Genomic DNA, 15531 nt, shown 5'->3' with positions numbered 1-15531 from the left:
AATTTAGCGTTTTAACTTGTGGCGAAAAATCTAAACTGTATACTAATTCGTACTCGTAAAGTGGTTATATCTTAGCCTATATTCATTTCAGTATAGTGATGCCTATCGGCTATGCTATCGTTGTAGAAATAAAGCATACACCGGAGCTTGTGTATCTTTTCTGAGTGACATATTTAGAGGGACGAATGCGACAATCATATACACCCAAGTTTACTATTCTCGCTACCGTGCTAGCGTCATTGTTTGTTCAAGGTTGTCAAACAACCAGTAAAACAGTGGAACCAGCACAGCCGGTAGAGCCTGAACCCATTGTTGTTGAAGTGACTCCGCCTGAGCCGATTATAGAGGCCGAACCAAATTTAAGCACGCGTGAGCGCTTTGCAAAAGCCCTGACTTATCTAGAAACCGGTGAGTCAGATTACGCGCTTGCCGAACTCAAAGAATTTGACCGAGTCCGCCCCAATAATTCACGCGTAATTAATTTAATAGAACAAATAGAAACGCCCGCTAGTGAATATTTTCCTGAAGAGTTTTTCACCTTAACTCTAGAGTCTGGTCAAAGCTTGTCTACACTTTCAAAAAAATATCTTGGTTCAGCCTTATACTTTTATGCTTTAGCTAAATATAATGAAATTGAAAATCCTCGTAGAGTATTGATAGGGCAAGAGATAAAGATCCCCAACACACAGTTGGCGTCTCAGGTGAGACAACAAGACCTTGAAGCACCGAATGACGAGGAGCGAATTGAAAATGCTGAGCCTCAGATTGAGCTTGTTGACACACCTGAGCAAGTTGAGAGTGAGGCGGTTTTAGTCGGACAGGCTGAGGACATAATCGACCCTTCTGATGAGCTAGCATTAGTTGAGAGTCAAATATTAGACAACTCTTTGCCGGATGAGCAAATGGGCATTGATTCAACTGTGGATACTGAAATCGCGGAAGAAGACTTACCCGAAATATTAAGTGCCGATAGTAATGCTGACTCGACCATGCCCAATGGTGCTGAAAATACTGCAACCGTTGGCGAGGCGGTAGATAGTGACATGACGCCTTCTTTGGATGAGAACGCGCTTAATGCCTCAACAGATCTTGATTTTAACGAGACTTTGCCCGTCGTTCGAACTGTTTCATTAGTGCTCGCTGAGCTTGTTGAGCATAGTAGTGATCAGGACTATTCGATGGCTATGGGGAAACTGGATGAGCTAAGACAAATGGATGGGTTTGATCTTTCTCAAAATACCGAGCTCGTTAAAGAAACACTTAGTTCGTTCGTCGAGCAAGAAAAGGAAAGTCAGCCTCAACGCGCATCTGCTGCAATCGTCGAACTCGTTGACGATTTTGACCTTGCAAGTAATGAGTTCAGTCGATGGGAAATGTTGGATGAGGCGGCGCGCCTAGATCCAAGTAATATTGAACTTCAAGCCCGTAGCGAAGCCTTAGCCAACGAGCTGGCCGAAAAATATCACAGGCAGGCATCTTCTGCGTTCAGACGTCAAGAGTTGGATGCAGCGATATCTGATTGGGACTTAGTCTTAGTGCTCGAGCCTGAGCATGAAAATGCGAAAGTTTTCAGAGCGCAAGCAGTTGAGCTTCAAGAGCGCTTACAAGAGCTTAAACAATAAATAACTTTAACTATTGCACAGAGGATTTAATTGTTCTCAAATTTCTGTAAGCACGCTCAGCAATGACTAACTGACGTCTTGCCAGCGCGTTTTCTGGTTTGTACTGTAAGCTTTGCTTAAACATTTCAATGGCGTCTTGTAGATTGACATTAAACAGTTTGACGCCGCGTTCGTAATACTTTTGGGAAGATTCATCTTTTATTGATTGCAGTGTCAGTTCAACATCTTCGCTATTTTCTACGCCAGCATCGATACTGCATTCATAATACTTAATCGCTTCAGACATGTTTTGTTGAGAGCGAAACTGCCGCGCCAGTGCCAAGCAGGCATCGGCTTTGTAGCGCAAAGCGCTTTTGTTTTTTGAATGCTTAAATAGGAATTCATCTGAGAGCTTAACTATCGCTAGGTGCTCACTTTTAGCCAGTAAAGACTTTGCAGCATCACTAAACTCCTCTTGCGGATCGACCTTTGGTTTTTTATTTTTGGTCTGTTTTGTATCCGGCTTTTTGATAATGCGCCGCATACTGGTGCCTGATTTCAACTCATTGATCGACGCACGTTTTTCTAAGCTCTGGAGCATGTCAAACGCTTTGTCTTCATAAGGCCGTAGTGCGAGGATTTGTAGCAGCGCTTTTTTCTCTTCTTGCGCGGATTGTGTGCTTTCTAACTGCCCATATAAATCGATAACGCGCTTATTTATCAGCTGCGAAATATCGTCCAAGTCTTGCTTAACAACAGGAGAGTTTGGATAAATAAGATTAAGAATTTCCAGTTGAAGCTGCGCATCATAGTAGTGTTTTTTCGCAATTAGTTCTTGAGAATACTGGTAACGTTGATCTTGTTCGACGGAGACTTTATTGAGCAAAGTACCACTGATTAACTCCGGTGTTTTCAAGCAACCGCCTAAAAACATGGTAAGAATGACGAATAGGAGTCTCACTTGCATCTGCTTATTCCAGTGGCTCATATGTATCTAAGGCTCTCACAAAGTCGTTAAAACTTCGGCCTCCAAAAATCATATTCCGCTTCATGAGAAACTCGGGAGAATACGCTGCGTTGCTTCCTCGCTCAACTGTAAAGGCCAGCTCGTAGTCTTGTTTATCTAATAGGTCAATTAGTTCACGACTTGTATCGCCAAATGGATATGCAAAAAACTGTGTTTGTTTATTCAAGCGGCGATCAAAATAGCGTTGCGGCGTAATCACTTCCTGCTCAAGTCTGTCGAGGTATCTGTTAAGGTTTGGATCCGACTCCCTTCTTTTTAGATTATCGTGAGTGTTTGAATGTGACTCAATGCTTATTAGCGGGTGCGCTTCAAGTTGATTAAGTTGCTTCCATGTGAGCGACAAACGTCCGCCTACAAAATCTGGATAAATAAAGACAGTAGCGTCAAATTGGTACTGTTCAAGAATAGGGAAGGCATATTCATAAAAACTTTTATAGCCGTCATCAATCGTAATCACTACCGACTTCTCAGGGATGGACAGTTCACCGTTTACGAAGGCACTGAGTTGTTCAAGCGTAATCACCGAATAGCCATTTTCCTGCAAATATGCCATTTGCTTTTTAAAATCATCCACATGCAAAACCATCGGTTTGACTTTGCTTGGGTCATCCGTGAATTGGTGATAACAAAGTACCGGAATTAACTGATATCGGTCTGAAAAAATGCCGCGTGGATATGGATTGCTTTTCGGAATTGCCACCATTTGGTTTTGTGCTTCAGTGATATGCGGATTCAAGCGTTTTAAAGCATCTACCGCATATTCTGTACCCAGATACTGCTTAGACAAGCTGGCGAAAGTATCTGATGAACCGGCCTTAACTATCATATAATCGGCAGTGTCTAACTCGACATGTCTGGCAGAGTGACAAGCCGATAGACCGAAAAGGATGAAAAGAATAGCCAATGACCGTAACATGCTGGCCTTTAATCCTTCGTCGACTTTTTCGTAGTTGAGCGCTTTGAGATGACTGTTTTGTCTAAACTTCCTGCATCTTTGGCATCGACAACACCTTTAGTATCCGCGCTTGGATCAGGGCTCGCTGACTTTTTTGTCGCAGCGGCTGGCTTTCGAATGATGGTCTTATCCGCTTCATCTTGAACCATTTTATCGTTTTCTATTGCTTTGTTTTGCTCTGTCTCGGACGCCACTTTACTCGCGCCGCTCCCAATGGTATTTGCGGTTGGCTTTCTGCGAGTTCGTTTTGCGGGTGGCTTAGTCGCGGCTTTATTTGCATTGACCTTATCACTTGCCGCTTTGGATCTTGTAGTCGCGGTCGGCTTTGCAGCCGCTCTTTTGGGTTTTGCGATAACCGTCTTATCTGTATCATCGCTATCAATATCCACCTTGTTTGCTTTGCTCACCGGTTTTGTTGCGGGTTTTACCGTTGACGATGCAGATGTATTTGCTTTATCACTTTTGGAAGCCGCTTTTTTGGTATTGGCTGCCTTAATGGTCGCGTCTTTATCAAGGCCTGTTGGGGGCTTTTCTACTGCTTCGCTCTTTGCGCTGTTACCTTCTGCACTTTTTGCATCTTTTTTGGTTGAGACTGAGCCAGAGCTTGAATTCTTATTATCCTCCTTCGATTGATTCGAAGCGCCCAGGCTTTCATCCAAGGGCGAGCCCTTTCTTTCATCAATCATGCTTTCTGTCAATTCATCTGGGTAGATACGTTGGTGGATAGCATGGGCCATGTTGTTAAAGCTATTGACGATTTCGCCAATCTCGTCGTTTCTATGGATGGATATGCGTGTGTCTAAGTCTCCCTCACCCACTCTTTGAATGGATTCATTGACTATTCTAAGCGGTTTTGTAATAAGCGCTCCAAATACATATAATACAGCGCTCACTGACAACACCGTAATCAGAGACAATGCAAACATTAACCAACCAGTAACGCTTTTTACCGATTGCAAACTGTCTTGGGATAATCCAAGAACAATCTGGCCAACGGCAATATCTTGGAATAGCACCGGGGCTTGCAGATTAAACACTTCTTCTTCGTCATTGAACACGGACTCAGTAGTAATAACGCCATCTATTTCCTCTATCACCTCTTCATCATCGCTAACTTCGTACTTTGCACCAACTAAGCTTTTGTCACTGGCTCCGCGCACAATACCGTTTCGGTCGGTTACCACTAAGTAGCTAAAGGTACCTCGACTAGATGCCTCATTTATGAATGTTTCAAGCGTTATCCAGTCTTCACTCAACAGAGGTACTGCGGTTTCAATGGCAATAAATTTTGCAAATGCGCTACCAGAGTCAATTGCTTGTCGCTGCATGGCGTTGGACTGAATATTAAACACGGTGGTGACCGAAACCATCATTACAAACGCAACAATGGTCGCCATATAGAGCGTCCAGCGAACTTTCAGAGGTACATATTTTTCTTTTTTAGAATTTTCTTCTTGTTCATTGAATACAGCAAGCTCTTTGCTAATAGCTTTGGCTAACTCAGCGCCAGTCTGAAAGCGTTTGTCAGGCTTTTTATGCAATAATTTTTGCACAATTCGGCACAAACCAGAGGGTAGATCAGGGTAAGCTTGCTTAAGTGAGGTCGGCTGTTGCTGAATAATTTGTGTCATCAAGGTGCCGATATTAGCGGCATCAAAGGCTTTCTCTCCGCTTAACATTTCGTAAAGAATGACGCCAACTGAATACAAATCGGTGCGCCCATCGACTTCCTCTCCAAGCGCTTGTTCGGGTGACATATAACGGGGCGTTCCTAATACTGAGCCCACCTGCGTTTTTTGTGCATCCTCATTTTCATTGATGCGAGCAATCCCAAAATCAGCGATTTTAACGCTGACGCCGTCTTCGAGTATCATAATATTGTCTGGTTTTATGTCTCGATGAATCACGCCGGCGTCGTGGGCATAGTTGAGCGCTTTAGCAAGTTGTAGCGCGATAATAAGGGTGTCGCGGACAGATATCGTTTTTCGTTTTTTTAGCAGGTCGCCTAAATCACTACCTTCTAGTAGCTCCATTAATATGTATGGAGACTTCTCATATTCGCCAACATCAAATACTGTGAGTATGTTGCTATGAGAGAGTGCGCCTGCGGCCTTTGCTTCGCGCAAAAAGCGAGTCAAATATTCGCCGTCTACACTCAAATCCTTTTTCAGGATTTTCAGTGCTAGAGATCGATCAATTTCTGGGTCGTATACACGATAAACAGAGGCCATGGCGCCTTCGCCGATAAGCTCCTTTATTTGATATCTACCTACTTTTTGATCAATCAATTCTGACATATATCGTCCCTTTTTAAACACGCGCACAAAGCAAAATACGAGTACATTTCCTAAGTAGCTCAGTCTACCGATAATGCGGGTTTTGTGCAAAACATCGTGATTGTGTTATATAGTTATCGGTAATGGACATTCGATGGTTTTTGAGGATAAAAAATTGGCGGTAACAATATCGTGGCAAAGCTTCAAAGGAGGCAAACCACCTTACTCTCAAGTTGAAGACTTTTCGCAGGCAGGCTCCATCGGTCGCGCGCCTAATAATCAATTTGTACTGCACGATCCTGAAAAGTATGTCTCTCGCTATCATGCAGAGCTTACTTTTGAGGACAACAATTGGTTTATTCAAGATATTTCCTCCACAGCAACGGTCATCAATAACAGTGTGACCTTAAAAAAAGGGCAGACCTTTCTGCTTTCAGCAGGCGATCAAATTGCCATAGGCGAGAGTGTATTAGTGGTAGACGCCATCACTCAATCTTACGACGATGGAAATGCATTAGTTGCGCATGAGCCATTAAAGGAGACCAAGCAAAGCAGCTTTGACGATGTAAAATCCTTAGAGCAGGATGCGACTGTCACTGACGCGACAGAGGAAGACTTAACACCCAATGTGCAAGTTGCACCAGCAACTAACGAAGCGCCGCAAACGATTACGCCAAAGCCGCCGAAAGTTGAGATTGTGTCTTTCGAGATTAAGCCGGTTGCAAAACCTGATTCTTCTGATGAAAAACAAGGTGTAGCGATTAATATGCCAACACCTGGGCAAACTGACGCTTTAAAGTCGTCCGCAAGCGTTGGTATTAATTCGAATAGTACTAGTGACGAGCCATCTACCGCAAGCGGCTCGCGGACAGAGAAGTCTCAAGTTGCATTTAGTGTTGATATACCTAAATCTATTGAGCGAAGTGAAGAAGGAGGGGCGCCGGAGACACCAGAGCCCGTGCTTGTTCCATCCGAGCTTGATAATCTGAGCACCTCTTTTGATAGGCGTGAACAAAATAGTGCTTCGATAGAAAGCGAGATACACCAAAGTCTTTCCACACAAAGTGCAACACCAGAAGCCTCAGCAACGCAAAGCCCGCGGTCAGAAGATTCTTTACCAGAAGGCCCCTCGCAAGAAAAAGTTTCAAACGAAAACACCGCAGAATCATTAATCTTCAACATCGACGATTTTTTTAACGATGATCCAGAACCCGTTGCCAGCGAGACGCCCACTATACAAGACTCGCCATTACCACAGCCGCAGGCAAGTACACAAAGTGACTCTACAAGTATTCCCCAGCAAGGTGTGAACACACAGATTGCTACACCCGTCGCGTCGGCGCCAAAACAAACTAGTCACGAGGTGTCGCAAGACACGCTCGCGCTACGCGCTTTCTTAAAAGAGTTAGATCTTGACCCTTCGCAGTTAATTGGTCAGCAAAAAACAGATATAATGCGAGCAGCAGGCACAGTTTTGAAAACCCTTACTGAAGGTATGATGGGTGTATTAAATGCACGCTCAGCAATGAAAGAGAAGCTTGCGATGGATCAAACCCAAATCCGTCAAGCGAAGAACAATCCCTTTAAGTTTTCTGGCTCTCCCGAAGAAGCGCTCGCTAAAATGCTAACCCAAGAGGCTGGCTATTTAGATCCGGTAAGTGCGGCCAGAGAAGCTGTTGATGATGCGAAAGCGCATCAAATGGCAATGATAAGCGGTCTAAATATTGCCATTCAGCAAACCATAGAGTCCTTCGACCCTAAATCCTTAGAAGACGAGTTTGAGGTAGGCTTTGCACTGAGCAAAAAGGCAAAATATTGGGACATATACTGCTCTATTTATGAGTCGATTGCCGACAGCGCCCAATCTGATTCCACTAACATTTTCATCAAGCACTTTAAAGAGCACTATGAGTTACAATTGAATAAGTTAAAGCATAATTAAAGCATAGTTCTCGTGTTTAGTAGTGGCTTTTCTTGCTCCCGAACCTTTAGATGGTAATAAACCAGATGGCATCATTTACAAAACAAATAGCGATAGAAAATCGCTACAGAAGAACGATTTGTATGACATTTTTGTGTGCTGGAGCAGCGCTTCTGCAGACTGGGTGCGCAAGCAATAGTGATAAGTTGGTCAATAGCGAGAATGAATGTGTTATTAATTGCGGTTACATTGCCAATGTTATTGATAATCTGTTGAACAGTGACGACGAACGCACCACCATACCCGTTTGTAGCTACACGACCGAGGGCATTTATACGTGTCAGGATCCTCAGTTTTGGCAGCGGCAAAAAGCAAATCCCGATTTTGAATTTCAGCAACAACAACTTCCCATTTATCAGCGAGTTGACATAATAGAAGATGAACTGGAAGCAATGAGAAATAGAAAATGAACGGTTTAGTTGCTGAAGCGTCTTCGCCGTAAATTAAATTTGCTGTGACGCTTAATTGGGATAGCCGCTAATATTTCTGTTAGACCTTAGAAAAAGTAAACTGATGGCAGCTATGCTGATTTGTTGAAGAAGGCCATTTTATGAATGTATCTCAATGCTCCTCATGTAAACATGAAATAAAAGGCATCTCGCGGGTCTGCCCAATGTGTAATGCGGATGTGAAGTTGGTGCTTGAAGACCGTGAACGAAATTGTCCACGCTGCAGAATAGCGCTTGAAATACACCCGTTTAATCATCACGATATTGACACTTGCGCACAGTGTGGAGGCATGTGGGTAGAGCCTGAAACCTTTCGAACGCTAACAACTGAGCTTGATGTTTACAAAGACCCAAAGGTAAACCCGAACTACGAGCGCCCTGGCTTGCCAAAGGGAGAGGGGTATTTGCCTTGTGCGAACTGTTCTGAGCTTATGGTTCGTCAGCACTTTAAAGGCATTTCGGGAGTGATGATTGATCTGTGTGCGTATTGCGGTTTTTGGCTAGATAAAGATGAGCTTGCTCAAATTCGCGATTTTATCGCGAGCGGCGGCTTAGATAGAGCTCAAGACAAAAAGTTTGAACGTCATGCTCGTACTACCGCTCACGAGATTGATAAGCTTAATAAATGCGTCACAGACCTAGAGTTTATGGACAAAATGATGAACCGTTTCGATAGCAAATGGTGGTTTTATAAGATTGGGCGTTAATCTTCAGGAATTAGCAGAAGTTCCAGCTTGTTTACGTAACCTGAATCCTGTTTAAGAAACGGCGCTCAGCACCGCTAGAATTGCGAATTACTATAGATCTTCCAGACTCAAGCCCACCGTAAATACCTGAACAAGGCTGCGGTCATGTTGCTCAACGTCGATACGAAATATCATTTCTTTGTTTCTATAATCTGGATAGTTTTTAAGATTGCATCGCTTATTAGCAACAAATATTGTAGGGGCATAAGCTTCTTGCAACCAGTTTTTGTTGTTTTCGTTATAGTGGGCCATTTGACCATTAACCTTATTCAAGTCCCAGTGAGCTGATATTTCCGCGCCGTTGAACCAAATTGATGAGGTAAATACGTTCTTTGGCTTAGCCTCGTTAATGTGACGTTTGAGTGTTTTGCTCTGGTCACCATAAGCCGCGGCAATATCTTTTTCGGAGTAGGGCATGTATTTGTAGAAGAAAAAAGTAAGGCTAGACGGCGCGCCGTTTTCATTACGAGTAGATACTCTTAAGCCGTGTTCATCCCAAACTTGCCTTTTCGATGAAGGGCTTGCGGGTCTAGCCGCTCCAAGTACACGTTCCCATTGTTCGATTGGTTTACTATAATCTAATACTTGTCCGTTATAAGTCAGTGTACAGTTTTCTATAGCAAAACCCTCGCTGGGTTTTGGCATGCCAATGTACTCTTGTTGACTAAGTATGTCATCGAAAGCCGCTTTGACTGAGTCGCAGCCGACCATCCCAATAGTTGATAAAAATACAAGGCAACCCAATCGGAAACGATGATTATTCAAAAAATGACCTTCAATAATTAAACCAAGTGAAAATATATTTCTTTATCCTTATAGCACAGTTCTATCGCTACCTTAGTCGCAGCTATCAATTTGCTTTTTACATATCACTCTTCTAATTTGAGTGTAGCGACTATGTCACAAATCACATTGAATTATCGATACAAAGAAACAACGAATTTATCTGAATGATCACAGATCAATCAATCTAGGCTCAAGCCCACCGTAAATACCTGAACAAGGCTGCGGTCATGTTGCTCAACGTCGATACGAAAAATCATTTCTTTGTTTTTATAATTTGGATAGTTTTTAAGATCGCATCGCTTATTTGCAACAAATATTGTAGGGGCGTATGCCTCTTGAGATTGAATGGTACTGTTTTCGTAGTGAAGGGATATTTGATTATTTACCTTTTATTCGTATAAATTTAATCCCACAGTAAATTTTTGAATAATAGATCGATTTTGCTGCTCAACATCAATACGAAATATCATCTCTTTGTCCCTGTAATCTGGATACGTTGAAAGCTCACACCTTTTGTAGGCTGCGAATATTGTGGGGGCATAAGCTTCGCGAAACCAGATCGTATTATTTTTGTTGTATTTTGCCATTTGGCCATTAATCCTATCTATATCCCAGCTAGCGGATATCTCCGCGCCGTTGAACCAAATTGATGAAGAAAAAACCTTTTTTGGTTTGGCTTGGTTCGCGTTGCGTTTGCGTGTTTTGCTTTTTTCACCAAACGCAGCAGCAATGTCTTTCTCAGAGTAGGGCATGTATTCATAAAAAACAAAAGTGAGACTAGACGGCGCATTGTTTTTATTGCGAGTAGATACTCTTAAGCCGTGTTCATCCCAAACGTGCCGATCAGATGTGGGGCTAGCAGGTCTAGACTCTCCGAGAACCGTTTCCCAGTGTTCTATTCGTTTACTGTAATCCAGCATTTTTCCGTTGAAAGTCAGCGTGCAATCTTCTATGGCAAAACCCTCGTTTGGTTTTGCAGCAGCAACATACTCGTCTTGACTTCGTATGTTATCAAATGCAGCTTTAACGGTGTCGCAGCCAACCAGCCCAATAGAAAACAGAAAAACAAAGCAACTTACTCGAAAACTAGTGTTATTCAAAATATGACCTTAAATAATTAAAAGTATCAAAAATATACTTATTCATCCCCTCTACCTCTTTTCTTAGGTCTTTCGCTTTTTGTTTGAAATTGTCGTGATGTTCATGGATATCAGATTTAAAGTTACCGCTACGAAGCTTGTCTTCATTCGCATTTGCCCAATCGATTGCAATTTGGTCAAATATTTGGATGTCAAGTGGGTGCGCTATAATTGATTGCGCAAGTTCAACAGGGTTTGTTCCTGCAACGCCGCCCCAATATTCTTTAATACTTTCACCGAGACTCTCAACCGCTTCAATCGCCATTAACGCGGCTAATTCATGAAAATGATGCGTATCATGGTCTTTGGCTAACTGACTATGCGTAGGGTTTTCACCAGTATCACCTAATATGGTTTGTGCATCGTCGATATTATGTGCCACCGTCTCAATAATATGATGAATAGCGAAATTGGCAATCACTATAAAGGTCTGGCTCAAGTAGTGTATGGAGCTTAATAGTACTTTAGATAGATATTTATTTTTAGTTCGTAGCAATTCATCTTGCCACAATAACAATTGTTCGTATTTTTCTAGATAGTCAGCATAGTCGAGGCCTGTGTAGTTGGTGCCTTCTTTTTTGCTATCAGCCGTCTGAGCAGCGGCCAAGTCTTTTAATACTATCTTGATAGCTAATTGCGCAGGCGAGCGTTCGCCAGGCTTAGCTTGCTCATAATCCGTAAAACTTGCTTGGAAAAGTTGGGCGAGTTTTGGTCCAATGCTGGCTAATACGTCGGTCTGGCCAAATCTTCCGGTGACAATGGGTATGCGCCCGTTCACGTTGCTTGTTTCAACAACTGGATAGATGTTCCGGGCAAGCTCGTTTAGCTTGGAGTGCTTGAGTCTACTCTTATTACCTAGTTTAATTAAGCAAACTTCAACGAAGTTAGAGTGACTAAAATAGTCCTCTAATACATGTAGTGCTTGTCCAAAGTGCAGTAAGCCTTCGCTAGTCGAGCCAGCGTTTTTGGCGTGTTCAAGCTCTTGGGTCATATACTGGACGGCGGTACCAAATGTTTGCCCTTTAACAGGCGTATTGATGTAATTTTTTAAGCCGGTTTCTTCATTTAATTGCACTTGTGTTTCAATGTATGGGGGTGTGAAGCTCTTATCAATTAAACTATTGTCTACTTTTCCGTTCTTCTGTGAATACGGGTTGTCGATGTGTTCCTCTGGGCGATATACGCCCAGCGTGTCCGTATTTACATACTTATAACAGTAAGTACCAAGCGTTTCACCAAACTGGCTAAATTCCATCCCTGCCAGCAATGCCACTAGGTCGGTTAAGGCTTGGCGTGATAAGCGTAAAGTATCTAAACCAGGTATACTAATACCTTGGTTTTGAATACGTTTGAGCGCTGCATTAGAAGGTCTTACGATAGCAGGATCAACGAACTGTGAAAAATCTCGGAGCCAGTTTCCGAAGTATATTCTAGGCAAGTCCGAATCCTCGTCAAATCCTGTTTCCGCTAGAACAAACTCAATCGACTGATGGCCGTAGGAAGCTGGATTATTCGCATCTCCCGTCCCAGCTCCAAAAAACTCCAAACTCCCATCTTTGTCATCATTCATTTGCTCTTGTGAGCTCACACTAGCTAATGCTTCAGATAACTCTGCATTATCGATCACAAGGTCGCCGCTGTAGGGAGTTGATGTTACTTGTGCAAAATTAATGGAGGCAGCAGACACTTGTTCGAAGCTGATTAGTTGATAGGCAAACTTTGCGCCTTCGTCATCCATTGCGTCCCCGCCAACTGAACTAAGAGAGTTTCGAAGCATATAGTCAATTGAGTGGCCGTATTCTTCTATCAGAAGCGCCATCAATTTTGCTTTATCATCATCATTGTCTATGGCGGACTTTACTAATGATTCAGCAACAAGAATTTTATTTTGACTGCTATCAAACGCGCCTAGTCTCCCTTTGATAGAACCTTTTGTAACGGTAATTTCAAGCGCTGGTAATGATTTGTCGCTCGCAAGTTCATATAGCTTTGCGTAAGCCTCAACCGGAATGTCGGAACCAAAAGTAGTCACCAAGGCACTCATAAACGGCGCCTCAGCGAGTTGTTTAGCTAATACGTAAAGTTGTTCTCTCGCAAAAAGGGAAGCAAGCTCATAGAACTCGGTTTCCTCTGTATCATCTTTATCGTTAGTTGACGCAGTAAAGGCACCTTGTGTGGCCCCAGCTAACTTGCTCGCTTCATTGACTGGCATTTTACTGTCGGTGGTATTATCTAAACTAGTTAGGGTATTTTGTAAGCTGTCACTCCGTTTCTGCGCCTTTTGCGCCTCAGCCTGTTGAAGTGCTTTTGCCTTCTCCCGCTTAATTGCCCTATCTTCCACTGTCTCTACCTTTCCCGCTAAGGCCGTATCGGCCTCAATAGGCGGCTCGGGCGCAGTGGGCAGTTTTGGAGCATCAGGCGCTTTTGGTTTAGCGGGTGAGGGGCTGCCGCCATTATTGATGTTTACCACGGCGCCTTTAATAAATATAGCACCTGAGCTTATCAAAATACCGCCACCACCTTTGAGACTGATATTACTTGCTTCAAGTGTAATATCCGAAGCCGATTTAATATCGATGTTTTGACCGGCGTTTAAACCATAGTTCATGGCGGCTTCAATTTTAATATCCACTCCAGTTTGAACACTGTCACTTCCTTTAACTTGAGTGTAACGGTCGCCAGTAATATCAAAGCTTTTGCTGCCGCCATTGAATTGCATGAGATGTTTATCATGCTGAAGATGCGCTTCGCCTTGCACTTGGATGAAGGCGTCATTTTTTGTGACGCTGTGTTGGTCGTTGCCAATTTCAGTGTAAGCGTCGTGGATAACTTTGCTGTGGTCGTTGTGGCCGACGAATTCGAATTGGTCGTGCTGAATGCGTCGGTCTAAGTTACGTTCGGCATGTGTGAACAGTTGTTCGGTGCCTTTTGCGTCATTAAAGCGCAGTTCGTTGAAACCTTCGCCGCCTTTTGTCGATTGCGTTTTCAGCGTGCTAATGGCTTTTTGAGCAGGCAAGCGATAGGGAGGGGTGTTGTGGCCGTGGTGCAGTCGGCCAGTAATGATAGGTTGGTCGGGGTTACCATTGATAAAACTTACGATAACTTCTTGACCAATTCGCGGTAAGGCAAAGCCGCCGTAGCCTTGGCCCGCCCAAACATTACTTACGCGCACCCAGCATGAGCTTTCTTCGTCAGATTTGGTGTAGCGTTCCCAGTGAAATTGTACTTTTACGCGCCCGTGCTCATCGGTGTATATTTCTTCACCCTTTGGGCCGGTCACAATTGCCGTTTGACTGCCCTCAATCAAAGGGCGTTTTGTGGCAATTTCAGGGCGGTATACAACCTCGCTTAACACGCATTCAAACTCATTTGCATATTGACTGCCTTGGGTATTGGCATATTGCTGATAAGCCTGCTGTTGGCTGGCGTTATGAGTCACTTTACTCAGCAAATACTCTCCGCTGAATTTACCTCTGCGCCTATCATCAATCTCGATTAAAAACCCTGGGCATAAGCGGTTAGCATTGCTTGCGCCATGTCCCACTTCTTTGCGGGTATTGAGCGATTCCATCTGAATCTTAGCGAGGTGCTTACCTCGCGTTTTTTCATCAAAATAGCCGTATTGATATAGCTCTCGGTCTTGCTCAATATCTAAGACGTCTTTGTTTTGATGTTCTGCTTCCAGCTTAAGCGTAGGTTTTAAGAAATTGTAGTCTTTAAAGGTAACTAGGCCAGGCGTAAGTGCTTTGCGGGTATAAAACTTACTCACGCTTTGATTAGATACCATCCCCTTTGCATCTGAGATATAGCTAAGAGGATCTTCGTCCTCAATAGGTTTACATGAAAACGAATCGTCGTAAAAGACTAAAACGTGCTTATCATTACTATGCTCAAAGAAGTAAAAAATGCCCTCTTCTTCAAGCAATCGGCTCATGAAGTCGAACTCAGACTCGCCGTATTGCACACAATATTCAATAGCTGCGTAAGTGCCTTTGCAATCCCATCGGTATTCATCACCCTCTAGCCCTAACTCTTTGAGTATGGAAATGACAATATCATGAACGGATTGCTTTTGGAAAATTCGGCTATTGATGCGGTGCTGCAAAGGCCATATTTTTGGAACAACTTTGACCTTGTAGGTGGAGAACTGTTCGCCTTCATCTTCAATGCAAAAGTCAGATACCACGCCATGAATGTAGCGGGTTTTCAAACTGGCATCACTGAAATTCCCATCAATCTCCGAATGGTGGTTACCTTGGATGCTGATAACGCAACCCTGACCAATCATCTCATCAAAGGTAATGTCTGGGTCTTCTGATAAAAGTTCTAGTTCGAATCCGTAGAGCATGGAGATGCCTTCGCTGCCTTTGAGGCTTGCGACACTAAAATCGATGGGCTCAGCTGTTTCAAAGAACATAAATTCTTCGTTTGAACCAAAGCTCATGCTTCTCTCCATGCTAATTTTGCTTTTGTAAGCCGCGCATGTTTCATAATGCAAGGCTCCATAAAAAGACAAAAACTGCGCTAAATTCCTCTAGCGCAGTTAATAAGCCTACCCGGGTTTTCGACCT

The 15531-nt window shown here is 43.3% G+C and carries 10 protein-coding genes; 4 read left to right on the top strand and 6 right to left on the bottom strand.

What is annotated here, in order from left to right; genetic code table 11:
* Positions 1-185: 185 nt before the first annotated feature.
* Positions 186-1622 carry a LysM peptidoglycan-binding domain-containing protein gene (locus PN836_RS05940; protein ID WP_395344332.1) on the top strand — a complete coding sequence of 479 codons (1437 nt, stop codon included), beginning with the start codon at positions 186-188 and terminating at the stop codon, positions 1620-1622.
* A gap of 10 nt (positions 1623-1632) precedes the next feature.
* Here the strand turns inward: PN836_RS05940 and PN836_RS05935 are convergent, their stop codons facing one another.
* From PN836_RS05935 to PN836_RS05925, 3 genes are read right to left on the bottom strand one after another with little or no spacing between them, the layout of a single operon-like run.
* Entirely contained in the window at positions 1633-2568 is a 936-nt protein-coding gene (locus PN836_RS05935) for a hypothetical protein (protein WP_395344331.1), read from the bottom strand.
* A 4-nt stretch (positions 2569-2572) separates the two neighbouring features.
* On the bottom strand, positions 2573-3544 hold the full coding sequence (locus PN836_RS05930) for a polysaccharide deacetylase family protein (RefSeq protein ID WP_395344330.1): 972 nt from the start codon (positions 3542-3544) through the stop codon (positions 2573-2575).
* Positions 3545-3552: 8 nt separating this feature from the next.
* On the bottom strand, positions 3553-5880 hold the full coding sequence (locus tag PN836_RS05925; protein WP_395344329.1) for a protein kinase domain-containing protein: 2328 nt from the start codon (positions 5878-5880) through the stop codon (positions 3553-3555).
* A gap of 154 nt (positions 5881-6034) precedes the next feature.
* Between PN836_RS05925 and tagH the strand changes: the two genes are divergently transcribed.
* The 3 genes from tagH to PN836_RS05910 all read left to right on the top strand — a co-directional run bounded on the left by tagH (position 6035) and on the right by PN836_RS05910 (position 8996).
* Entirely contained in the window at positions 6035-7801 is a 1767-nt protein-coding gene (gene tagH, locus PN836_RS05920) for a type VI secretion system-associated FHA domain protein TagH (protein WP_395344328.1), read from the top strand.
* 65 nt (positions 7802-7866) lie between these two features.
* Positions 7867-8250: a hypothetical protein gene (locus tag PN836_RS05915; protein WP_395344327.1), complete on the top strand. Its 384-nt coding sequence runs from the start codon at positions 7867-7869 to the stop codon at positions 8248-8250.
* A gap of 140 nt (positions 8251-8390) precedes the next feature.
* A complete protein-coding gene (locus PN836_RS05910) occupies positions 8391-8996 on the top strand; it encodes a zf-TFIIB domain-containing protein (RefSeq protein WP_395344326.1) in 606 nt (201 codons plus the stop codon).
* Positions 8997-9086: 90 nt separating this feature from the next.
* Here the strand turns inward: PN836_RS05910 and PN836_RS05905 are convergent, their stop codons facing one another.
* From PN836_RS05905 to tssI, 3 genes are all read right to left on the bottom strand, one after another.
* The gene (locus PN836_RS05905) at positions 9087-9800 is read right to left on the bottom strand and encodes a hypothetical protein (protein WP_395344325.1); all 714 of its coding nucleotides are present in this window, start codon (positions 9798-9800) and stop codon (positions 9087-9089) included.
* A gap of 410 nt (positions 9801-10210) precedes the next feature.
* Positions 10211-10921: a hypothetical protein gene (locus PN836_RS05900; RefSeq protein ID WP_395344324.1), complete on the bottom strand. Its 711-nt coding sequence runs from the start codon at positions 10919-10921 to the stop codon at positions 10211-10213.
* Complete coding sequence (tssI, locus tag PN836_RS05895) at positions 10914-15404, bottom strand: type VI secretion system tip protein TssI/VgrG (RefSeq protein WP_395344323.1); 4491 nt, start codon at positions 15402-15404, stop codon at positions 10914-10916. The genes PN836_RS05900 and tssI overlap by 8 nt, the downstream gene beginning before the upstream one ends.
* Positions 15405-15531: the final 127 nt, after the last annotated feature.

Origin of the sequence: Ningiella algicola, assembly GCF_028401415.2 — a bacterium.
Lineage (GTDB): Bacteria > Pseudomonadota > Gammaproteobacteria > Enterobacterales > Alteromonadaceae > Glaciecola.
This window is presented reverse-complemented; position numbering and strand designations above follow the sequence as displayed.

Bases quoted from the DNA above. Each gene is read 5' to 3' on its own strand.
- PN836_RS05940 (WP_395344332.1), top strand. From the start codon at position 186: ATGCGACAATCATATACACCCAAGTTTACTATTCTCGCTACCGTGCTA.
- PN836_RS05935 (WP_395344331.1), bottom strand. From the start codon at position 2,568: ATGCAAGTGAGACTCCTATTCGTCATTCTTACCATGTTTTTAGGCGGT.
- PN836_RS05930 (WP_395344330.1), bottom strand. From the start codon at position 3,544: ATGTTACGGTCATTGGCTATTCTTTTCATCCTTTTCGGTCTATCGGCT.
- PN836_RS05925 (WP_395344329.1), bottom strand. From the start codon at position 5,880: ATGTCAGAATTGATTGATCAAAAAGTAGGTAGATATCAAATAAAGGAG.
- PN836_RS05915 (WP_395344327.1), top strand. From the start codon at position 7,867: ATGGCATCATTTACAAAACAAATAGCGATAGAAAATCGCTACAGAAGA.
- PN836_RS05910 (WP_395344326.1), top strand. From the start codon at position 8,391: ATGAATGTATCTCAATGCTCCTCATGTAAACATGAAATAAAAGGCATC.
- tssI (WP_395344323.1), bottom strand. From the start codon at position 15,404: ATGAGCTTTGGTTCAAACGAAGAATTTATGTTCTTTGAAACAGCTGAG.